Annotated in this window: 17 protein-coding genes; 4 read left to right on the top strand and 13 right to left on the bottom strand. The window is 61.7% G+C overall.

What is annotated here, in order from left to right; genetic code table 11:
* Position 1 precedes the first annotated feature (1 nt).
* A complete protein-coding gene (locus tag ACQK2L_RS05925) occupies positions 2 to 406 on the bottom strand; it encodes a hypothetical protein (protein WP_425396011.1) in 405 nt (134 codons plus the stop codon).
* 213 nt (positions 407 to 619) lie between these two features.
* Between ACQK2L_RS05925 and ACQK2L_RS05920 the strand changes: the two genes are divergently transcribed.
* On the top strand, positions 620 to 1,555 hold the full coding sequence (locus tag ACQK2L_RS05920) for a hypothetical protein (RefSeq protein WP_425396010.1): 936 nt from the start codon (positions 620 to 622) through the stop codon (positions 1,553 to 1,555).
* 413 nt (positions 1,556 to 1,968) lie between these two features.
* Here the strand turns inward: ACQK2L_RS05920 and ACQK2L_RS05915 are convergent, their stop codons facing one another.
* The 5 genes from ACQK2L_RS05915 to ACQK2L_RS05895 form a co-directional block, all read right to left on the bottom strand.
* The gene (locus tag ACQK2L_RS05915; protein ID WP_425396009.1) at positions 1,969 to 2,433 is read right to left on the bottom strand and encodes a hypothetical protein; all 465 of its coding nucleotides are present in this window, start codon (positions 2,431 to 2,433) and stop codon (positions 1,969 to 1,971) included.
* Positions 2,434 to 2,451: 18 nt separating this feature from the next.
* A complete protein-coding gene (locus ACQK2L_RS05910; protein WP_425396008.1) occupies positions 2,452 to 4,449 on the bottom strand; it encodes a glycoside hydrolase family 97 protein in 1,998 nt (665 codons plus the stop codon).
* Between the two features lie 13 nt (positions 4,450 to 4,462).
* Entirely contained in the window at positions 4,463 to 5,206 is a 744-nt protein-coding gene (locus ACQK2L_RS05905; RefSeq protein ID WP_425396007.1) for a DUF2071 domain-containing protein, read from the bottom strand.
* A gap of 141 nt (positions 5,207 to 5,347) precedes the next feature.
* Complete coding sequence (locus ACQK2L_RS05900) at positions 5,348 to 6,742, bottom strand: tetratricopeptide repeat protein (protein ID WP_425396006.1); 1,395 nt, start codon at positions 6,740 to 6,742, stop codon at positions 5,348 to 5,350.
* A gap of 67 nt (positions 6,743 to 6,809) precedes the next feature.
* Positions 6,810 to 8,222, bottom strand: coding sequence for a class II fumarate hydratase (locus ACQK2L_RS05895; protein ID WP_425396005.1), 1,413 nt, complete (start codon positions 8,220 to 8,222; stop codon positions 6,810 to 6,812).
* Between the two features lie 211 nt (positions 8,223 to 8,433).
* Between ACQK2L_RS05895 and trpC the strand changes: the two genes are divergently transcribed.
* Positions 8,434 to 9,225 (top strand): indole-3-glycerol phosphate synthase TrpC, encoded by a 792-nt coding sequence (gene trpC / locus ACQK2L_RS05890; RefSeq protein ID WP_425396004.1) that lies wholly within the window; start codon positions 8,434 to 8,436, stop codon positions 9,223 to 9,225.
* Between the two features lie 171 nt (positions 9,226 to 9,396).
* On the top strand, positions 9,397 to 10,329 hold the full coding sequence (locus ACQK2L_RS05885) for a mechanosensitive ion channel family protein (protein ID WP_425396003.1): 933 nt from the start codon (positions 9,397 to 9,399) through the stop codon (positions 10,327 to 10,329).
* Between the two features lie 13 nt (positions 10,330 to 10,342).
* Here the strand turns inward: ACQK2L_RS05885 and ACQK2L_RS05880 are convergent, their stop codons facing one another.
* A complete protein-coding gene (locus ACQK2L_RS05880; RefSeq protein WP_425396002.1) occupies positions 10,343 to 11,410 on the bottom strand; it encodes a DUF1570 domain-containing protein in 1,068 nt (355 codons plus the stop codon).
* A 167-nt stretch (positions 11,411 to 11,577) separates the two neighbouring features.
* On the opposite strand from ACQK2L_RS05880, the gene ACQK2L_RS05875 reads away from it, so the two are divergent.
* Entirely contained in the window at positions 11,578 to 12,891 is a 1,314-nt protein-coding gene (locus ACQK2L_RS05875; RefSeq protein ID WP_425396001.1) for a hypothetical protein, read from the top strand.
* 160 nt (positions 12,892 to 13,051) lie between these two features.
* Here ACQK2L_RS05875 and ACQK2L_RS05870 read toward each other — a convergent pair whose 3' ends face one another.
* From ACQK2L_RS05870 to ACQK2L_RS05845, 6 genes are all read right to left on the bottom strand, one after another.
* Complete coding sequence (locus tag ACQK2L_RS05870; protein WP_425396000.1) at positions 13,052 to 14,083, bottom strand: SMP-30/gluconolactonase/LRE family protein; 1,032 nt, start codon at positions 14,081 to 14,083, stop codon at positions 13,052 to 13,054.
* A gap of 86 nt (positions 14,084 to 14,169) precedes the next feature.
* Complete coding sequence (locus tag ACQK2L_RS05865) at positions 14,170 to 15,402, bottom strand: PQQ-binding-like beta-propeller repeat protein (protein ID WP_425395999.1); 1,233 nt, start codon at positions 15,400 to 15,402, stop codon at positions 14,170 to 14,172.
* Between the two features lie 38 nt (positions 15,403 to 15,440).
* On the bottom strand, positions 15,441 to 16,061 hold the full coding sequence (locus tag ACQK2L_RS05860) for a hypothetical protein (protein ID WP_425395998.1): 621 nt from the start codon (positions 16,059 to 16,061) through the stop codon (positions 15,441 to 15,443).
* Positions 16,062 to 16,087: 26 nt separating this feature from the next.
* Positions 16,088 to 16,459: a response regulator gene (locus tag ACQK2L_RS05855; RefSeq protein WP_425395997.1), complete on the bottom strand. Its 372-nt coding sequence runs from the start codon at positions 16,457 to 16,459 to the stop codon at positions 16,088 to 16,090.
* A gap of 306 nt (positions 16,460 to 16,765) precedes the next feature.
* Positions 16,766 to 18,460 (bottom strand): PQQ-binding-like beta-propeller repeat protein, encoded by a 1,695-nt coding sequence (locus tag ACQK2L_RS05850; protein ID WP_425395996.1) that lies wholly within the window; start codon positions 18,458 to 18,460, stop codon positions 16,766 to 16,768.
* A 163-nt stretch (positions 18,461 to 18,623) separates the two neighbouring features.
* Positions 18,624 to 20,915 (bottom strand): PQQ-binding-like beta-propeller repeat protein, encoded by a 2,292-nt coding sequence (locus ACQK2L_RS05845; RefSeq protein WP_425395995.1) that lies wholly within the window; start codon positions 20,913 to 20,915, stop codon positions 18,624 to 18,626.
* Positions 20,916 to 21,206 lie beyond the last annotated feature (291 nt).

The raw sequence follows: 21,206 nt of genomic DNA, 5'->3' as shown, positions 1-21,206 counted from the left end.
GTCAGTCGGTGCGCGGCCACACTCGTTCGGGAGGTTGGCCCAACTGCCACTCCACGTATTTGCGTGGTGGCTGAGCAATTTCGATCACGTGCTCAGGACGAAACGGTATCTCCGCGCCGAAACGCAGGTAGACATCTTCCGATGGGTCAAAAGATGGCTGGGCATCTAGTATCCCAATGTAGGCGTCGCCAATCTGATCGGCGACGATGACCCACATTCGCTCCCCTCCGACGACAACTGAGCCATCTTCGTCGGAGCCTTCGATGTCAAAGATCAGCTTTGCCGCGTCACCTCGTTGGAGGCTCTGCCGCTGATCAAGCGGCGGTATCCTGAATTTCGCTGGTTGTTGCCGATGTGACTCCTCGGCGGAGCGAAGCTGCCAGAAATCGCGTTGTAGTGACGCCATTCGCACGTGGTGCCTCCTGGAACCTCTGGTCGCGAACGACACGCAGTCGTGTCGAAGGAACTGCCGCAGTTTATAACCGCCCGCGCTGCCAGCGCGGATTGGGCTCCCAAAAAGACGCCAATTCGGCAGAGTGTCGCTCCCGGCGCACTGAACGTGGTACACTGGCACCGCGCTCCATTCCACTTCCGCAAGCCCGCCTACTCGAGTTCTAGAATGCTCTCCCGTCGACTACTGCTCGCCTGCACGATTTGTCTTCTCTTCTCCGCCACCGCGAGCGTGCGAGGCGCCGATGAGTCGGGGGCCATGTATGTGGTTCGGTTTCCGGCCTTCGCCAAGGTAGGCGAGCGGACCAAAGAGGCATTGCGCGCCAAGCAAGAGATCAAGCGAAGGGTTCTCCAAGGCGAAGAAGTGGTGTTCAGCCAGGAACTGACAAATTTCATCGAAATCGATGCCGTGGTCGAAGTACTGGAACTCAGCGAGCGCGGGCAGCCAGTCAAGAGTTCGTACGTCGTGGATCGCGCGGTTGTCAAGACGAAGGAGCGGGAGATTCCCATCTTGCCAGAGGGGGCTGAATTCATTGCCGAAGCTGGCGAGGAGGGAACCACTTTCACCGGACCCGATGGTAAGGCGCTTCCGGAAGTTGCCCAGCAGACGTTACCGCGAGTGATCTCTTTCGACACCGAGGATGCAACGATCGACGACCTGTACGGCAGCGATACGCCTCGCAGCGTAGGCGACTCGTGGAATGCCGACGACAAGCAAGCGCTGTTGGCGATGGCCAAGGCGCACAACGCGAAGGTCGACGAAGACGGAGTGGAAGGGACCGCAACACTCGTTGCTGCTCGGGAAGTGGACGGAGAGACGTTGCTCGACATCGAGATCAAGACCGAACTGAAGCAGATGATCCGTCCTTCACCATTTCCGGATGCCGAGCCCGAATCGGCCGAGGTGACCATTCTGCAAAAAGTGACTATGCCCGCCGACTACACCAAGGGCCCCCTGTCGCAATCGCACACGCTGAGCGTGCGCCAGATCCTCCGAGGCAAAGAGGGTACTCGAATGGAGGGCCAGACACTGGACGGCACCACCAGCGAAACCCGCTCCGAAACGTATGAATTGCTGCCCAGCGGCGGGGGCGATGCGCGTTAGCGGACGCCTCGATTTACTTCCACTTTCTATGATGGCCGTTGTGGTTTTCGTACACCGAGCGCGGTAGTGTAAGGCCGCCGACGGGTGCATAGGTAGATGCCGTCGCCTGACGGTGGTAGTGGTGCTGTCAACGTTGTTGGGCGCTGTTCGTCCTTGGTGGGGCATCCACGCTCTGGGCGAGCGTAGCTACGGGCGCTCGTTCGGCGGAGCGAACGGCGACTATCGGGTTTTGTCCCCACTGAAAACATGCGGGGAACAACGTGGTGGGTTTTGTCGCACCCCCCCGATTGGTTTGGTCGAGAAAACAAGGGGTTTTTGAATTGGCGGTGGACCAAAACGTCTGGGGGTTTGGGCCAATGCATTGTGTTGTGGGACAAAACCCCCGGGTGAACCTTGGTCGGAATCAGCTCAGGTTAGTCGGCGACAGCGGCATCGGACACCCGATTGTCTTCTGTCACCACGAGACGCCGCGAGTGGCTGCCGTGGGGGATTTCGACCAGGTGCACTGCCCTGGTTCGGCCCCGGCGGTGGAGCACCACGACGATGTGTGTGTAGTCCTGCCATCCCTCGGACATTTCGCCCGAGGGGTAAACCCGAAACCTGTAACCGATGTTAAGAATGAACGCATCCGCCGAGTCCTGGTGCACCATGACGGGGAGATAGTTGTCGAGTTGGGCGACCATCTCCGTGGCCATCTGTTCGCCACGGACTGGGGCGTACGAAATACTGTCGGCCATGGCCGCCGAGGTTGCGTCCAAGTCGACGGTCAAATCGTATGGGTCACCGCCGCCAACTGCTTGAATGCTCGATATCAACACCAGCGACAGAAACGCCACCATACTCATTGCGATCAGGAGATGGGAGACTCGGAATTTCATAGGTAGTTGATACAGTTTCTACTCAACAACCAGTTTAGAAATAACCGCCACAAATCCACCCGCGCGAGGAATATCAACCTGCAGCGAATCGTCAGCACTCACCGTTTGATCCGTCACGCGAAGCGCAGACGGCCCACGCTGCTTGTCGTCCGCGTACTGCTCGATCGCGTGCGAGCCTGCGGGGAGAAAGTCGAGCGGCACGGAAACACGATGGGCGTTGTCGGCGGTCATCCCGCCTACGTACCACGCGTCGCCGCGGCGACGTGCAACAACAAGACACTCCCCGAACTCGGCGTGCAGCACGCGGATTTCGTCCCACGTGGTGGGAACCTTGGTCAGCAAATCGAACCCCGGCTCGTCGCGATAAGCCTGCGGGTAGTCAACCAACATCGGCAAGTGATTTTGATACACCACGTACATGGCCAGTTGATGCCCGCGCGTGCCTTGCACGGTGGGGCGGCGATTGTTCGGGCGGTGGTGCTCTGGCAGGACGTTTCGCATTCCGCCCTGATGGTAGTCGAGCGGCCCGGCCAGCATGCGGGTGAAGGCCACCTGCAGATTGTGCTGCGGCGGCGTGCCGACGTTCGACCACTTGTTGTATTCCTGGTTCAGCACTCCTTCGTAGCTCAACAGGTTGGGCCACGTGCGTTCGGCGCCAGTCGGTTTGTATGCGCCGTGCCAGGTGACTGTCAGATGATGCTGGGCCGCTTTGGCGGCCACCTCGTGGTACCAGCGAACCATCTCCTGATCGTCGCGGTTCATGAAGTCGATCATCACCCCTTCGACGCCCCACCGCTCGTACGTCGCAAAGGCCTCGTCCAATTGCGGTGCGAGCGCTTTCCAGTGCACCCACAACCGGAGTTGCACCTTCTTCTCGGCGGCGTAGCGCAGCACTTCCGGCAGGTCGAGACCTTCGACCGCGGAGGTCACGTCGGTGGGTCCCACCGGAGCAATCGGCCCGCCGTACCAAGTGACGTCGAGTCCATCGAGCGTGTGATAAGGGATACCGTGCTCGGCGCAGAAGTCGATGTAGTGCTTCATCGTGGCGGTATTCACACCCGGCTCGAAGTCGACGTCTTCCAGCGTGTAGTGGTTCCACCAAGTGAAGGTCGTCGCGCCCGGCTTGATCCACGACGGGTCTTCAATTCGCGAAGGCTCGTTCAGATGGAACACGATGTTCGACTCAATCAGCTGCCCCACGTCCTCTGCGATCATCAGCACCCGCCAGGGCGAGGTGAACGGGGTTTTGGCGGTGACTTTCGCCCCGTCAGAGCGGCCGGGCAGCGGCGAGAGCTTCGCGGAGAAATGCCCCGCCGCGCCGGCGGTGGGCGAGACGTACATGCCCGCGTAGTCGGTCAAGTCGGCCTCGGTCAGCGCCATCCACAACGGCTTGGAAGCCGCGTCGGCGTCTTCCACCAGCATTGGCAGGCCGATGATCGACTTCGGGTCGATCTCCGCCAGGGACTGCGACAGGTAATAGGTCTCGTAGGAAGAAGTGTAGCTATTGAGCGGCAGCAGATGCGCACGGGCGGAGGGGCGGAACTGAAAGGTCGTCAGCTCATTCTGCAGCACCACTTCGCCCTGCGATGCTTGCTGCGGCACTTGATAGCGAAAGGCCAAAGCGTCGTCGAACGCACGCAACTCGATGTTCAGCTCCCGATTGGGCGCGGCTTGCTCGCGCAGCGAGACGATCAGCTCCTCGTGGCGATCGCGGGCCATCGAGGTCTTGCCCACGGGAATCGCATACGAACGATCGCGGCTTGTTCGCTTGGTGCCCGTTACGACGAACCCTTCGGCCAGGGGACCGGCCTCGGCGAAGTCGAGACCGAGCGTCGCGGTCACGATCTCAGTATCCCCGTGGGCGATCGCGACATTCGGCCGGCGGTTGGCGTCGAGCGAAACGGTCGCCTGCAATCGGCCATTGGGACTGGTGAGCTCGGCTACCTGCTCCGCGCCGGCGGACTGGGCTGCAATCAGCAGCAACAGCAACCAAGACAGATGTTGTTTGATGTCCATGGTGGGTCGACCCTCATTGCATCGCGGCGGGCTCGTTGCAACACAGGTCCTGCCGCCCGTGCCACTCATGATCGATGCCGCGCATTAGCAGGGCGCAGTCGAACTCCACCGAGCCCTTGGGAAACGCAGATTCGTTTTGGAAGTAGCTCGACTCCACGCGCTCGATGTCGAGCGGCTCGACCTGCCAGGCGTCGCAACGAAGCTCGAGCCCATCGTACTTTCCTCGAGTGTGCGTGTCGGAGTAGCCGAGCGCCCCTTGCTCGAAGAAGTCCGACGCTTCGGCCACCGAAGCAAACACGCTGGTGGTCGGCAGTTGGTCGGTTACCTTACCGGCCACAAGCACATGCGTATCCGAGTCGTCGCTCTGAAGGGCGACCGAATAGTGATCGTCCGATTCCTCGACAGTGAACTTGCCATGATGATGAATGCCAGGAAAGATCGAGCCGCCGGCCCACGTGTTGAGCCGCGAGTCGGTGTCGCGGCGGGGGATGTACACGCCTTGCTGCGTCTGGCCGTCGGCGTCCCACTCCACTGCAATCCGGTGCGCGGCGTTCTCCGAGCCAATGCCCCACGGCAACGGAAGGAACCGCGGGCGGATGGACTTCAGGCGTATCAAACAGATGCCGCCAATCGCGTACCCGCCTGCAAGCTTCGGGCGGAACGGCGCGGGGAGGTTCCGCGCCATGACCTCCGGGTCGATGCGGAAGTTCGCAAGGATCCGCCGATCGATGATGCCACGAATGACGGGGATGCGCATGGCGAAACTTGGCTCAGCGGCCCAGGGACAGCGCGGACACACCACGTGTGGTTCCGTGTGAGTAGTTTAAGCGCTAGAGGCCGCCAGTGCCAAACCGACCGCTCGACGCGGTCGGAGTTTCGGCGAACTTGGCTACAACAGCTACTCGGTGCGATACGCTTCGCCGCGACGGTAGAAGTCCAGCCGCTGGAGGTATTGCTGTTTGAGCGCTGCGTCGTCTTCCAGGACGATGGCCTGCTGCTGGAATGCGATCGCTTGCGAAAACTCACCAGCGGCCGCGTGTGCTACGGCCAGGGTGTCGAGCACCATCGGGTTTTCGTTGCCACGGAGTTGAGCAAGACGATGCGCGGCGGCGACGGCTTGTTCGCCGTTGCGGACGCGCTCGATGGGGCACGTCGACAGCAGCCACGCGGTGCTGCGATAAGCGGCCGCCGAGCGCGGGTCGAGCTGCAGCGCCTGTTGGAAGTCGTCGGCCGCCTGTTCGTACATTCCTTCGGCAGCGAACACGTTGCCACGCCCCACGTACGCTTGCGCGGAATTGGGATCCATGCGAATCGCACGGTTGTAGTCGCTAGCCGCCTCGCTCCGCTTGCCCAGCTCGTTGAGCGCGGCGCCGCGTGCGGCGTACAGTGCGGCCTCTTCGGGCATCGATTGCATGGCCACGGTGTAGTCTTCGGCGGCTTCTTCCCAGCGGCCCATCTGGCTCAGCAGTTCGCCGCGGTTGTACCGGGCGATGGCGAACGACGGGGCCAGGTCGACCACGCGGTTGAAGTCCGCCAGAGCTTCGGTTTGCTTGTGGTAACGAGCCAAGGTTACGCCGCGGTTGTGCAGCGCGGGCCAATTGTTGGGGTCGAGCTGAATGGCTTCCTGAAAGTCTTCGAACGCGGCATGCTCGTCGCCCTTGTCGATCAGCAGTTCGCCGCGACGGTTGTACGACCACGCGCCGAGCTTGGCGAGCGAGTCGGCCGTTTCGCGTTCGGGCCCCGCGTCGAGCGCGCGGTGGCATTGGTCGATCACGTCGCCAAAGTCGCCGATGGTTTTAGCGTCGACGGCCAACTCGCGGGCCACGACCAGCAGCGCCGCCGAACGCGACGGGGCAAGCTTCACGTTGGCCATCGCCAGTTCGATCACCTTGGCGGGCGAGCGTTCGTCGCTGGCGGGCGGCTCGAGATCGACGTGGTCGTCGATCATTACCGCCTCGCCTGGCGGTTCGGGCGGCTCGAGTTGCTTGAGCGGCTCGCTGTCGGGCAGGAGCCACTTGGGCAGTTCGAGCGGCGCAGGATCGGGCGGCAGCGGGCCAGTGGCAGGGGACACGGTCGGCTGGGTCGGCGCGGAGCGTTTCTCGCTCGACTTCAGCGGCCGCGCGCTGCGCCAGTAGTTTGTCTGCTCGATCTGCGGCTGGTCGGGCGGGAGTTCAAACCGTTGCGGCGCCGGGGGCGCAGCGGGGTTCATCAACTCGTCGGCCGACGAACCTGTCCCTGCAGACAAAGCCAGCAGTCCGACGACTGCAGCGATCGCAATCCTTGCGCTATGCATCCTTCCACGCATCCTTTCGTGGCCGTCCAATTTGTCAGCAGCACTGTCAGCCGCCAGGCCGCAGCAACTATGCCTCGGGCCTGGTCATGCTGTCGTAGTCCATTAACTCCGCCAAACGCTCGGCGGGCATCAGTTCCAGTTCGCCCACCAATTGCTCGATGGTCTTGCCTTCCTTATGAGCCTGCTTCGCGAGCGCCGCACATTTTTCGTAACCCACTTCCGGCGCCAGCGCCGTGATGGTCATCAACGAGGCGTCGAGCAACTCGGCGCACCGTGCTTCGTCGACCTCCAGGCTCTTGAGCAGTTTGTCGACGAACGTGTCCGTCACGTTGGCCAGCAGCGTGACCGACTCGAGGAACGCGTCGATCATCACCGGCATGGCGACGTTCAGTTCGAAGATCGATCCCACACCGCCCATGCCTGCCATGGTCACGGTGGCGTCGTTTCCAATCACGCGGCAGGCGACCTGGATCACGCTTTCGCAGATCACCGGATTCACCTTGCCTGGCATGATCGACGAACCGGGTTGAATGGCGGGCAGCACCAGCTCGCCGATGCCGCAGCGGGGGCCGCTACCGAGGTGGCGAATGTCGTTGGCGATCTTCGACAGCGCGACCGCGATGGTTTTCATTTCGCCATGGGCTTCGACGAACGAATCCTTGGTGGCCTGCGCTTCGCAGTGATCTTCGGCCTCGCTGAACAACACGCCCAGCTTGTTGGTAAGCGTCTTGCACACCCGACCGGCGAAGTCGGGATGAGCGTTGATGCCAGTGCCCACGGCGGTGCCGCCGATCGGCATGTTTTCCAGGATCCGCATCTTGGCCCGACCGGCGCGAGTGTGACAGTACTTGGCCTGCGCAGCGTAGCCGGCGAACAACTGGCCGACGCGAATCGGCGTGGCGTCCATCAGGTGGGTGCGGCCGACCTTGATGATCTTGTCCCACTTCTCGGCTTTGTCCGCGAGCGCCTTGGTCAGCTTCTCCAGGGCCGGCTCCAACTGTTGATCAAGCAACACCGCGGCGGCGATGTGCATGCCGGTGGGGAAGGTGTCGTTGGAGCTCTGCCCCATGTTTACGTGATCGTTGGGATGCACGCCGCCTTCGGCCTTGGTCGTGGCGCCGAGTCCCAACTTGTCGTTCGCCACCGCGGCAATCACCTCGTTGGCGTTCATGTTCGTGGAGGTGCCGCTGCCGGTCTGGTAGACGTCGACGGGGAAGTGCTCGTCGTACTTGCCCTCGGACACTTCGGTGGCGGCGTCGATGATTTTGTCGGCCAGCTTCGCGTCGAGCTTGCCCAGGTCTTTGTTAGCCTGAGCCGCGGCGGCCTTCAAGTGGCCGAACGCGTGAATCACCGACGGCGGCACGGGGCGTTTGGCGATGGGGAAATTCTCCACCGCTCGCGCGGTGCTCGCGCCGTACAGGGCCGCTTCGGGCACCTGCATTTCGCCCATGGTATCGCGTTCAATTCGGTAGTCGGTCATTGCTCTGCCTGCAAAAATGGGGTGCGAAAACGCCTTCGCGCATGCTAGCACACACCCGCTCGCGCGCCGATAATAGGCGTTTTGTCAAACTTGCGAAATGCCAAGTCGACGAAGTATCCAGATTCAATTTTCGAGTTTCCCTTCCCGCCCGCAAGGCTCGGACGCGGGTGGACCTTGAAACTCGATTCGGGAACACCGAAAGTTGACCTCCATGTCTACAATCCTTGATAAGATCGTCGCCACCAAGCGAACGGAGATCGCCGCGGCCAAGTCGGCGCGGCCGATCGACCAACTGCGCGCACAACTGTCCCAGGCCCCGCCGGTGCGTGATTTTCTGGCCGCCATCACCGCGCCGGGACCGATCAAGCTGATCGCCGAAGTAAAGAAGGCGAGCCCGTCGGCAGGGCTGATTCGCGAGGACTTCCATCCCGCCACCATCGCGAAAATCTACGAGAAACATGGCGCTTCGTGTATTAGCGTGCTCACCGACGAGCAGTACTTCCAAGGGCACCTCGACTATTTGCGCGAGGTCCGCGCGGCGGTCGAAATCCCCGTGCTGCGGAAGGATTTCATCCTCGACGAGTACCAGCTGGTCGAAGCCCGGGCGGCCGGCGCCGACGCAGTGCTGCTGATTGCCGAATGCCTCACGCCTGCGGAACTTGCGGAGTTGCACGCGCAGGCGAACGAGCTGGGGCTGACCGCGCTGGTGGAGCTCTACGAACCGGGCAACCTGCCAGCAGTGCTGGCGGCCGGGGCCGTGCTCATTGGCGTGAACAACCGCGACCTCCGCACGTTCGAAGTCAACCTGCACCACACACTCGACATCCGCCGGCAAGTGCCGAGTGACAAACTGCTGGTGGGCGAGAGCGGCATCAAGACGCATGACGACGTGCAGCTGCTGGCCGATGCGGGAGTGAACGCGATTCTCGTAGGGGAGTCGCTGATGCGTGAGACGGACATCGGCAAAGCAGTGGAGAATCTGCTTGGAACCGCACCTCAATAGCCGACGAGCTACGTCTCGTCGGAAAGCACGTCCCTGCTTCCTTGTCCGACGAGACGTAGCTCGTCGGCTATGGTTGCGTAACGCGGTCACGGCTTTGACGTTGCCGAAAATCCGCGGCTTCTGCTATCAAAATGGTTCACAAAACCCGCTCTCCGTTGTGGACCGAACGTTATGCCGTCATTTCTTCCGCTAGCCCAAGCCGCCGCCGAACAAGGCACCGAAGCCGCCGCACAGGGGAAAGAAGCCGCGCCTACGAGCGATCATACCGAGGCACTCAACAAGCTGCTTTCGTTCAACTTCGACCTCACACCTGGCCAGTGGTTATCGCTGGCCGAGTACTACGGTATGCGCGCGGCGCTCGTGCTAGTGCTGCTCATCCTCGCCTGGACCATCGCCGGCTACGCATCGCGCGCGGTGCGAGCCAGCTTGCGGAAGCTGAAGGTCGACGAAACGCTCACGTTGTTCATCGCCAAGTTGGTGTGGTGGGGTATCATCCTGCTGACCGCAATCGCTTGCTTGTCCCGGTTCGGTATCGAAACCACCAGCTTTGCCGCCGTGCTCGGCGCGATGGGCTTTGCGATTGGCCTCGCGTTTCAGGGAACACTCTCGAACTTCGCTGCCGGGGCGATGCTGTTGGTGTTCCGACCTTACAAGGTGGGCGACGTGGTGAACGTTGCCAACAACCTGGGCAAGGTACACGAGATCGAACTGTTCACCACCACCATCGACACGTTCGACAACCGCCGGATCATCGTCCCCAACAGTTCGATCTACGGTTCGGTGATCGAGAACGTCACCTACCACCCCCAGCGCCGCGTCGATGTGGACGTCGGCGTCGGGTACGCGGCCGACATTGACGAGACGCGCCGCGTGCTTACCGAGGCCGCCAGCGCCACCGAAGGTGCGCTCACCGATCCCGAGCCCGCCATCATCCTGCTGGGTCTCGGTGCGTCGAGCGTCGATTGGTCGGTCCGCGTGTGGGGACCGACGTCCGAGTACGGCAACGTCAAGCAAGCGCTGCTTCGCCAGGTGAAGATGAACCTCGACGCGGCAAACATCGAGATACCCTTCCCGCAGATGGACGTGCACTTGGACAAAGACTGAAAGAATCGAACTATTACCGCAATTCGTTCATCCACGTGCGATAATTCGATTCCAGCAGCGTGAGGTCGCTGCCGAACACGCTCTGGAAGTCGCGCACACGCTCCATCGAACCATACTTGCTCAACGGCTCGCGCGAGGCGGTGAGCGCGAGGTACTGCTCGTACTCACGCGGGCGGGTCTCGCTCAGGTAGAACGTCAGCGCCCACGCTTCGGCGTAGGCGCGTTGGGCCGAGGTGCGGAACGGCGTGTCGCTAGCTACCAGCTCGGCGAGCGTCTGTTTGGTGGGGGCCGTATCGACAAAGTGGAAGTAGTCGTCGAGCCGGCCGCGATTGATGCGGTTCTGCCGCGTGTCCGAAGCGTTGCTCTGATACACGCCGCGGGCCTCGAACATGGTGGCCAGCCCTTCGACCACCCACTGCGGCGAGGCCGCCGTGCGACTGTGCAGCCCGGTGTTGAACGCCATCTGGTGAGTCGCCTCGTGCACGATGGTGTTGGCCGTGACGCCCCAGTCGCGATCGTTGTTGCCCACGCGGTCGTACATCAGCACGCGGTTTGTTGTGGGATCGTAGTGCCCCAGCGTGTTGGGCCCCAACTGACTGCCAGCCTTGCGCGCGGCCGCGTAGTACTCCTGCTGCGAACCATAGATTACCGCCACCAGCGGAAACTTTGGCCGGCGAAGCTCGATGCCGCGGACGCGGAAGTAGTTCTGGAACGAACGATAGAGTTCCTCGAATCGCGACGCCCAAGCGTCGCTCTCGCCCGGCCGATGCACCACCAGATAATGCCCTGTGGAAGTGACGGTCATGCCGCGACCGAACTCCTCGTACAGAGCGGAGCGCATCTCGCTGGTCGAATAGCCTTGAAACTGCGGTGCGGTCTTATGGGCGTCTTCGGCGATGCGGGGATCGACCGTGTGCAGCGCCCCGTCGCGGGCGAGGATCAGCATCTCGTGGTCGTTCCACATTAGCGGGCGACCTTCGATTGCCTCGCCATCGTAGATCGCGGCAAACATGAAATCGGCCGAGTGCGCCATGGGAATAGCGAACGTGGCGAGGGCGAATAGCAAGCTGGTTCGAATCATGGCGGTAGCTGGATTCGGTGAGAAAAGCGGGCGATGGGTATCTCTCAAGCTTACCTTGCAAAAAGGCAAGACTTTTGGCGGCGACCCGCTTAGAATGCGAGGGAGCCGGCCATGTGGCAAAAACGCAACATGACCGCGTGCACAACCGTCTAGGGAGGAACAGAATAATGTCGCTGCGAAAATACGCCATTGGCCTGATGTCGCTGGGAATGCTTGTCGCGATCGCGGGGCCTGTTCGGGCCGACGACGAAGAGCTGACCGCGCAGGTGGAAGAACTGGTGGCCGAACTGGACGCCGACACCATTTCGGAGCGCGACATCGCCGAGCAGAACTTGCTCCGCCTGGTGGACGTCGAAGGCGTGGGGCCCCAGAAGTTCCTAGCCGTGTTGCCCAAGCCCAACGACAACATGCCTCCCGCGGTCCGAGAGCGGCTGGCATCGATTCGCAAGATGGTCGAACAGCGACTGGCCTCGCAAGCGATCGAGGCGTCGAAGGTCACACTCGAAGCGGTGAACTGGCCGCTGGAAGAAGTGATCAAGAAGCTGGAAGAGCTCACCGGCAACAAGATCATCGACAACCGCGAAGCGGAGGCCGCCGCGGCCAGTCCGCAGATCATCCTGAAAGTGGAGAACGAACCGTTCTGGGCGGTGATGGACCAAGTGATGGACCAAGCCCGCTTGAGCCAATACGCCTACGCCGGCGAGGACGCACTGTCGCTGATGTCGCGCAGCGAAGGTGAAGGGCAACGCTTCGGCCGCGCCTGCTACGAAGGACCATTCCGTTTCGAAGTGACCGAAGTGAGCGCGACGCGCGGCATGCGGAACCCGTCGAATCAGTCGCTGCGGCTCGATTTGGAAATCGGCTGGGAACCGCGTCTGAGGCCGATCGCACTGACGCAACAAATGTCACGCCTGGACGCGATCACACCCGACGGCGAGCAGCTCGCGCCCGCTCAGGAGCAACGCGTGTTCAACATCGAAGTGCAGGAAGGCACCTGCGCGTCGACCATCAACGTGCCGTTCGAACTGCCGGAGCGCTCGGTGGAAGAGATCATGCTGCTCGGCGGCACCATTACCGCGCTGGTGCCGGGCAAGCGGGAAGAGTTTCGCTTCGACGATCTGAAGAGCAAGGAGCCGATCGTCAAAACGCTGGGCGGAGTGAAGGTCACGCTCGAACGGGTGGTGAAGAACGGCGAGATTTGGGAAGTGCACATGAATCTGGAGTTGGAGAACGACAACGGCGCGCTCGCTTCGCACCGCGGTTGGGTGTTCAACAACATCACCTATCTGGTGGGCGACGACGGCGAACCGATCGACCACGCAGGCTTCGAAACCACCAAGCAAACCGCCACCGAAGTGGGCATCGCCTACCTGTTCGACCTGCCCGAAGGCATCGACGGCCTGAGCTGGGTATACGAATCGCCGGTGTCGATCGTCGAGCGAGAGTACAAGTACCAGCTGGAGGGAATCAAGCTTCCGTAAACGCTTCCCTCGTTCCCACGCTCCGCGTGGGAACACAATGCCCCGGCCGCTCTGCGGCCATTGCTCCTACCATAGAACCTTGGCCTACTCAATGACCGCGGAGCGGTCACCCAGTCTGTTCCCACGCAGAGCGTGGGGAACGAGATAGTGATAAGGTTCGTTAGAACCCCATCCCCTTCGCCTTCACGCGCACGCGGCAGAGGTCGTGGTTCGAGGTCATGTAGAGCGTGTGGCCGTCGTGGGCGAAGCCGCAGTTGGCGATCTTGTCGCCGGTGCGGATGGTAGCCAGGTGTTTTCCATCGGGCGAGATCACCAGCACACCGCCGGGGCCGGTAGCGAACAGGTTGCCGTTGGTGTCGACCTTCAGGCCGTCGCAACTGCCAGGCCGCTCTTTGCCCAGATCGGTCACGTCCAGTAGCACGCGGCCTTCGTCGATCGATCCGTCCCTTTGGATCTTGTACGCCATGTAAATCAGATTGCTACTGTCCGACTGGGCGACGTACAACGTCTTCTCGTCGGGCGAGAGGGCAATGCCGTTGGGGGCGCGGAGTTTCTTGGTCAGTAGCTGCGGTTCCTCGCCGGGCACCACGCGGTACACGCCCTGGTAGTCGAGCGGCCGCTCGGTGTTCTTGAATGCTCCGATGCGACCGTAAGGCGGATCGGTAAAGTAGATCGCGCCCGACGAGTGAATCGCCAGATCGTTCGGGCTGTTGAACTCCTTGCCCTGGTGAACAGCCGCAATCGTGATAAACTTCGCCGCCGGCGCGGTGGTGGGAGCGTCCATACGGGCGACGCGATGGTCGCCGTGCTGGCACAGGATGAGCCGCTTCTGGTTGTCGAGCGCCAGGCCATTGGAACCCGACTCGCCTTCCCGCGATGCACTTTGCGTGTAGCCCGACGGTTTGAGGTACACGCTCAGCCCCGGGCCGTCTTGCCACTTGTACACGGTGTTTTTGGGGACGTCGGAGAACACCAGGAAGTTGCCCTTGGCAATCCAGACAGGACCTTCGCTCCACACAAAACCGGTGGCGAGCCGCTCGATCTTGGCCTCCGAGTCCACCAGCGCCTCGGCCGCCGGATCGAGGATCTCGATTTCGCCAATCGTCTCAATCGGTTCGACGTTGGATTGCGCGTGAGCCGTGACGGCGAAGGTAGCCAGCGCGATAGACAAACACAGTGACAAGATTCTCATGAGGTGCTCGATGGGATTAGGAGTTGTGTGTCGCCACGGATAGACACGGATCAACACGGATTGTGGAAAGCTTCACCAGGGTGGCGTTACTTTGCACCAAAGCGGAAAAGGCGATTTCGGGTGCGGACCAGCAGGGTGCCGTCGACGGGAATGGGCGTGGCGACCGATTCGTCGCCCAGGTCGTTTTCGGCGACCAGTTGAAACTCGTCGCCGGCCGAGACGACGAACAGCATGCCGTCCTGGCGCAGGCAGTAGAGATTTCCGCCGGCCAACAACGGCGAGCTGTAGTACTTGTCGCGCCCGCGCGGCAGGCGGTCTTCCCAGAGCACGTCGCCCGACTCAAAGTCCAGGCACGCCACCTCGCCACGGTCGCCGAGTAGGAAGACCTTGCCATCCGCGACAACCGGCGAAGGAACATCGGACCCGACGCCGCGCTGCTGCCACTTCGGCTCGCCATCGTCGGAAAGTGGCACTGCCGTGACGAACTCGGCGCGGCCAAACGGCACCACGGCCAGCCCGTCGGCAATGGTGGCCGAGGCGATCACGCGCCACATTCCCTTTTCTTCCGGATTGAAACCTTCGCGGTCCCACAGCAGCTTGCCCGTCTTGGCGTCGTGACCCGTCAGGTGGTCGGCGCCGAACGTGACGATCGTCTCCTGGCCGTTGTTGTCGATCACGGTCGGCGTGGTGTAGGACTGGTCCGACTCGCGGGGCCGACGGTATTGTCGTTTGGTCTTCCAGACTTCGTCGCCGTTCTCCAGGTCGAGCGTCACCAGGTACGAGTCGCCTTCCTGCATCACCGCAATGCACACGCCGGCCGACGTGAGCACCGGCGAGGTGCCGAGGTCCCACCACAGGGTGTCGGGCCCGTACTTCTCTTGCAGGTTCTCGCGCCACAGCTCTTTGCCGTCGGTGGTCAGGCAAACCACCAGGCCGCTCTTGAAGTAGAACACCACGTTCTCCCCATCGGTCACCGGCGAGGAATTGCTGCCAGTGGCCGCGCGGTTCTTACCCGCGCGGGCTTCGCCCAGCTCGACGCGCCAACGTTCGTTGCCTTCCAGATCGAAACTGGCGGCCGTGTCTTGTCCGTCTTGCGTGAGCGACACAAAGATCGCATCGTCCGACACGATGGGCGTCGAAGCGCCGACTCCGCCCAGGTCGATCTGCCACAGGCAGTTCTGTCCGGGGCCAAACTCCACAGGGTACTCGCCCGGCGGGGCGACCATGTTCGCATCGGGCCCGCGCCATTCGGGCCAGTCGGCCGATGTAACGGTAGTAAGCAGTGCCGAGAAGACGCAAGCGAGCAGTACGCGGAGCATGATAAGTTCACCGGGTTAGAGGTTGTATAGCTCGTCGGCTATTCGGGCTTGTTCAAACGGACGATGTAGAAGCGTTTGCGGTCGAGCTTGCCATCCTGGTTGTCGACGTCGCTAAAGTACTCGATACGGTCGCCGATGCCGTCGGTGGATTTCTGCGAACTGCGATATTTGACGCCAATCCGCGCCCCCTCGTCAACAATCCATTCCAGAAAGATCACGCTGTGACCCGACTTGTTCGTGCGCCAGAACTGCACGAAGTCGCCGGGCTGGGCGTCTTCGTGTTCGACTGACTTGCCAAGTTTCAGCTCTTTCAGGGCGTGTTGCACCAGCGTTTCTTTGCTGTCGTCGGTATCGCCGTACCACATTTTGTGGAGCTTGCGTACGTCGTCGACGGTTTTCTTTTCGAGCAACCCCCGCTGCTCGGCCGCTTTGAACACCACGGCCAACGTGTAGCCGCAGCAGTAGGTGCCGTCGCCTTTGGGCAAGATCTGCTCGCCGCCGAACCGCAACTCCTCGGGCACTCCGGAGCCCTTCCACTTGTAGTGGCCGCCATCTTCGTACTCGTAGGCGATCTCGAGCACGTCGTCGTTGGGACCCTTCGGTTCGTCCGCACGAGCGATCGGGCAGAGGAGCAGGCAGGTGAATAGGATTCGCAGCATGCGATTCTCCGAAGGCGACGCGGGCGTTAGTCGTCGAGCACCGATTGCACGCGCTGGAGCGTTTCGGGCTTGTGGTACTCCAGTTTGCCAAAGCCCCGCACCGCGCCGGCCGCAACGGCCGCGTCCTGGTGTTCGGCGTAGTTGGTGATCATCATCACCGGCACCTCGGCCAGGTCGGGCGTGGACTTGATCTCGCGTATCACCTCCAGCCCGTCGGAATAGTCGATGTCGAGCTTGCGATTCACCACCACCAGATCAAACGGCTGAGCTTTGAGCTGCTCGAGCGCATCGGCCGCGCGGTCCGCTTGCGCCACCTCGCAATCGAAGTGCTGCTTGAAGAACCGAGCGATCCCGGCATGATCGGGACCGCAGTTGCCAATGTCGAGGATACGTTTCATGAGGTTTTTGGTGGGTTCTTTGATAACCACGGAGGGCACAGAGAACGCGGAGAGGGCTTAGCTAACCCAGGGCGGCACTTCGGTTCGTCCCTCACCTACGCTTGCCCTGGGCTACCGAAGTTCGTCCCTTCGGGACTGCTCTTGCTCGATACTACTCTTTCAAAAATCCGTGTCCATCAGTGTTCTTCCGTGGCTAATCGCATGTGCGCGACCACTAGCACACGGCTTTGTGTACTCTGTTTCCTCTGTGGCCTCCTGTTCAAACGTCCTTAGTTGTGGCCGCGTTGGAAGCTCAGTGGTCTTCTTCTACTCCTCCGGCTTGGCGCCCTCTTCAATCGCGAACAGGTGGGTGCGGTTGGAGATGTAGAGGATGTTGTTCGCAACGATCGGCGTGGAGTAGACGCTGTTGTTCATCTCGATTTCGCCGAAGTAGGGGATCATCTCGCCGCCGTCGTCCTTCATCGCCACGTTGGGATCGGACGAGTGGCGGAAGATGGCGACCTGGCCGTCCTCGTCGCCGATGTACACCTTGTCTTCCACGATCAGCGGCGAGCCCCACGCTTGGGCCAGCATGTCGTACACCCAGTAGCGCTCGCCGGTCTTGGCGTTTAGGCAGTGGAACAAACCGCTGAAGTCGGCGATGTACAGGATGTCGTCCTTGATGGCCACGGTGCCGCAACTGCGGTGCATGGTCTCTTCGTAGTCGATCTCGCCGTCGCCGTTGGAGTCCTGCTCGCTGTAGTGCCACACGGCGGCCGAGTTCGGATTGGGCCGCACGAAGTCGCCTTCGTCCTTCACCACGGCCTTGATTCGCTTGTGGGAAATCTCCTTCTCAGGATCGGCCGAGTTGAACGCCAGCTCGGGGCTTACGTTGCCGCGTTTGTTGGGATCGATGCACCACAGGTGGCCAATGCCTTCCTGGTGCTCGGGGTCCTGCCCCACAGCGACGTAGACCATACCTTCGTAGATAACCGGCGTGGCGATAATATTGTTTCGCGTGCCGCGGCCGCCGAGGATCCACTCCGACTCCTTGGGGTTGGCGTCGAACTTCCACAGCAACTTGGGGTTGCCGTTGCCATCGCCCTTGGGATCGAAGCTGTAGACCCAACCGTCGCCGCCGCCGAAGATGGCTTGCTCCTGGCCGTTGATCACACCGTAGGTGGGGCTCGACCACTGGCCGTGCAGGATGTTGGTGGCCGGTGAGTTATCGGTCCACAGCACCTCGCCGGTGTTCTTGTCCACGGCCATGAAGCTGGGTGCTTCAGGCGAGGGGAGGTTGATGTGCGACTCGTCGAGGCCGTTCGACGTGTTGACGAACAGCACGTCGCCCACGCCGGTGATCGAGCAGCTGCACATGTTGTGCTGGCTCACGTAGTACGGTGCGGCCATGAAGTTCAGCACCCACACCACATCGGCTTCGTTCTCGGCTTCCACCGGCTCGTCGGTGTAGGGACCGTCGTTCTCGCCGTCGTAGAAGCCTTCGGTGTCGAGGCAGCGAACTTCGCCGCGACTGGTAACGAACCACAGCCGATTGCCCTCGACATACGGCGCGCAGCAGATGCCTTGCTCGGGCCAGTCGTGCACGCGACCGGTCTTGAGTTTTTCGCTGGAGTGCTGCCAGCGGAGCTTGCCCGTTTCGCGGTCGAACGCCAGGAGCACGCCGAGGTCGACGTCCTCGGGATAGCGTTCGAGCCAGCCAGCCCCGTTGTTGGTACCGACGTACACCTGATCGCCAGACACCACCGCGTTGCCGTAGGTTTGCGAACCAAGTCGGGCGACCCATTTGATGTTCTTGGCCGTGGAGCTATCCCACTCGCCGGTCTCGGGATCGAACTCGCCGACTTCCCACTCGGTGGGGATGTTCTTGCCGACCGGAACGTTGTTCCGCGCCGGGTCGCCACCCCATTGGGTCCATTCCTTGGTGATTTCCTGAGCGGTTGCCGCGCCAACGGCGAATAGAAGCGTCAATGCACATGAGAGTCGGAGAAAACGGTTACTCATCTAATACCCTTTCGAGTCTACTTGTAGGATGGGTCCAACGAGTCTCGGCTCGTACGGACCCATCATTTTGTGCGCTTGTTTCGAGTGTATTCGATTGCGGTGGGTCTGCGCGGCCTGAAAGCCGTTTGACCCTACGTTCTACGTTGGTTTCGTGGTGACCGTTCTAGTTCTCGGTAACTTCGATGTTGTCGACGTAGGCCTCGGCCACCTTTGAGTCGCCGAACAGGCCGGGTGCGCCGTTGAGGTTGGGCGCTTCGTCGGTGACTTCGAGCGTCCACTCGTCGGGCTCGTCGGTACCGCGCTCCCAAACCTTGCCCATCACGTGGGCGTGATCGCCTTCGGGGACGACCTTCAGCTTGAGCGTATACCACTTGCCCGGCTCGAGCTTCATTTCCTTCGCGGCCTGGCTACGCTTGTCGTGCGTGCACCAGCTGTAGAGCCGCACTTCCTGATTGGGGCCGAACAGCGTGAAATTGTACCCGCTGTTGATCAGGCCGATCGAGGGCAGCGTGGCGTTGGCGCCCTCCACCTTGTCGGTGGGGAACTCCGGCACGTCGGTTTCGGTAGCTCCTTCGACGCCCGGCTGGCCTACGGTCATCTGCACGTCGGCCTGGATGGTGTAGTCGGACATTTCGGGCGAACCCATCCACATCTGGCTCCGCGTACCGAGCTTGGTGGTCGGCGCGCCAGGGCGCGTGGGCAACTCGGTCGGCTTGGCGATGTAGTGGTTGCCGTCTTTGCCTTCGCGGATCACGTAACGAATACGCCCGCCAACCCAGGTCAGCGGAACGTCGTCCACGTTCTCGAAGTCGAACTTCCAAGGCAGCTGGGGCACCACGCGAACTCGCGCATCGCCCTTCAAATCGCCCATCGTGCAAGTAATCAAAGCGCACTGGTGAGCTGCAGCCTCAGGCGCCGAGTAACTTCCGTCGGACGTGACACTACCGGGACCGGCGACGCTGAACTCGACCTCGTCGGGATTGGCGTCGCGAATGTAGTTGCCCTTGGCGTCGAACACGCGGACCTTGTAGTCGAGCTCTCCGCCGGGCGCGACCAACTCGTCCCATGGCACGACCTGCAGGTGGGCCGGTTCGCCGGGAGCTTCGCTCTCGGCGACAACTTCGGCGTGCTTGGCATTCTTCGCCGCGGCGATGCTCTCTTCGGTGCCGATGCAGTACAGCGCCTCGGACATCGGCACGTACAGTCGACCTTGGGCAATAATCGGCGAACCATCGCTCGATTGGCGGTTGATTCGCATGCGGTGCAGCACGTCGAAGCCATCTTCGGTCGGCTTAAGTGTCCACCAGCGACCGTTGTTCGTACAGACGTACAACATGCCGTCGGCGTAGAGCGGGGTGCTTCGTTGCACCGTGCCAAGGGCCTTCTTGGCGAGTTGCTCGCCAGTGTTCAGGTCGAACATGAAGATCTTGGCCCGGTCGTCCAGCACGAATACGCGATCGCCGACCACTAGCGGCGAACTCTTGCCGGCCATCACCTCGTACTCCTTCCAGATCTCTTTGCCAGCCGAGTCGCCCGGCAACGAGTCGTCGAGGCTGACCAACGCGCCCATCGTGTTGCCCACGGTGTTCTCTTCGCTGTGGCCGGTGATCACCTGGCCGCTGCCGGTGACGGTGGGCGAGACGTTCAGGCCGCGGCCCGAGAGTTCGTAGCTCCAGATCGGCAATCCGGTGCCGGCTTGAATGGCCCAAACCTTGCCATCGCCTGAGCCGAACACCAACGCGTCGACACCGTTGATGTTCGCCAGCGTGGGCGTGCTGTAGGTGGTGTCGTAAGGAATGAGGCTGGTGCCCTTGAGCCACCGCAACTGGCCAGTCGCCTTGTCGAACGCGAGGAAGCGATGAGCGGGCTTGGCCATCAGCCCCCACTGCGGCGTGTCGCCCCAGCCAATCACCACCGCGCTGATGATCACGGTGTCTTTGTAGATCACGGGGAAGTTGGTGCGGCCGCCGTAAGTGGAGAGCAGCCCGTACTCTTCGTGCAAGCTGCGGTCCCACACCACGTCGCCGGTCTCGCCGTCCAGGCAGCAGAAGTAGCCGCATACACCCAGCGCGTAGACGCGTCCCGTTTCGGGATCGCCCACCACGCTCGACCAGCCGACACGCGTGTCGGGCACGTCGGAAAGATAGACATTGAACTCGTGCGTCCAGATCTCATCGCCAGTCGTCGCGTCGACGCACACCACCTTCTCGCCTTCGAGCTTGGTGCCCGGCTTGTTGCGAACGATGGTGTAGAGCTTGCCGTTGAAGACGATGGGCGTGGAGCGGCCGCCAAGCTCCTCGTTGGTCCACAGCACGTTGCTGCCTTCGCCGCCCTTGGGGTCCCATTCGGCCGGCATATGGGTAGCCGGCGAGGTGTTGTCCTGATTGGGACCGCGCCAGTTGGGCCAGTCCTGCGGATCGGTGGCGGTGACCACCGACGAGGCGGCTGTTGCCAAAGTTAAAAGTGCGAGTGTGGTACGTCGTCGAAGCCAGCGCATGTAGGTCTCCTGCCGGGGCACCAGAGCGGTGTAAGGAAGGCACGCATGTCGGGAGGATCCAGTGGCCACCGCCCGGCGAACGTGGGAGGTTGGTAGTTGCCAACACTCACGAGATCTACAACATAGCAGAATCGTAGGCCAAGGGCCATTATTCTCGCTAGTAAATGGCCACCCAGGCCGGATAATCGCTACACCTTCCGGGGGCGGCAAACTTTGCGCGACAGTTGACCTAAACCATTCGCACAAAAA

The sequence above is a fragment of the Aeoliella sp. genome (genome assembly GCF_965227375.1).
GTDB lineage: Bacteria > Planctomycetota > Planctomycetia > Pirellulales > Lacipirellulaceae > Aeoliella.
Note: the sequence above shows the minus strand (reverse complement) of the source record. Positions and strands in the feature narration are given on the sequence as shown.

Coding starts and splice junctions, on each gene's coding strand:
- ACQK2L_RS05925 (WP_425396011.1), bottom strand. CDS start 406: ATGGCGTCACTACAACGCGATTTCTGGCAGCTTCGCTCCGCCGAGGAG.
- ACQK2L_RS05920 (WP_425396010.1), top strand. CDS start 620: ATGCTCTCCCGTCGACTACTGCTCGCCTGCACGATTTGTCTTCTCTTC.
- ACQK2L_RS05915 (WP_425396009.1), bottom strand. CDS start 2,433: ATGAAATTCCGAGTCTCCCATCTCCTGATCGCAATGAGTATGGTGGCG.
- ACQK2L_RS05910 (WP_425396008.1), bottom strand. CDS start 4,449: ATGGACATCAAACAACATCTGTCTTGGTTGCTGTTGCTGCTGATTGCA.
- ACQK2L_RS05905 (WP_425396007.1), bottom strand. CDS start 5,206: ATGCGCATCCCCGTCATTCGTGGCATCATCGATCGGCGGATCCTTGCG.
- ACQK2L_RS05900 (WP_425396006.1), bottom strand. CDS start 6,742: ATGCATAGCGCAAGGATTGCGATCGCTGCAGTCGTCGGACTGCTGGCT.
- ACQK2L_RS05895 (WP_425396005.1), bottom strand. CDS start 8,222: ATGACCGACTACCGAATTGAACGCGATACCATGGGCGAAATGCAGGTG.
- trpC (WP_425396004.1), top strand. CDS start 8,434: ATGTCTACAATCCTTGATAAGATCGTCGCCACCAAGCGAACGGAGATC.
- ACQK2L_RS05885 (WP_425396003.1), top strand. CDS start 9,397: ATGCCGTCATTTCTTCCGCTAGCCCAAGCCGCCGCCGAACAAGGCACC.
- ACQK2L_RS05880 (WP_425396002.1), bottom strand. CDS start 11,410: ATGATTCGAACCAGCTTGCTATTCGCCCTCGCCACGTTCGCTATTCCC.
- ACQK2L_RS05875 (WP_425396001.1), top strand. CDS start 11,578: ATGTCGCTGCGAAAATACGCCATTGGCCTGATGTCGCTGGGAATGCTT.
- ACQK2L_RS05870 (WP_425396000.1), bottom strand. CDS start 14,083: ATGAGAATCTTGTCACTGTGTTTGTCTATCGCGCTGGCTACCTTCGCC.
- ACQK2L_RS05865 (WP_425395999.1), bottom strand. CDS start 15,402: ATGCTCCGCGTACTGCTCGCTTGCGTCTTCTCGGCACTGCTTACTACC.
- ACQK2L_RS05860 (WP_425395998.1), bottom strand. CDS start 16,061: ATGCTGCGAATCCTATTCACCTGCCTGCTCCTCTGCCCGATCGCTCGT.
- ACQK2L_RS05855 (WP_425395997.1), bottom strand. CDS start 16,459: ATGAAACGTATCCTCGACATTGGCAACTGCGGTCCCGATCATGCCGGG.
- ACQK2L_RS05850 (WP_425395996.1), bottom strand. CDS start 18,460: ATGAGTAACCGTTTTCTCCGACTCTCATGTGCATTGACGCTTCTATTC.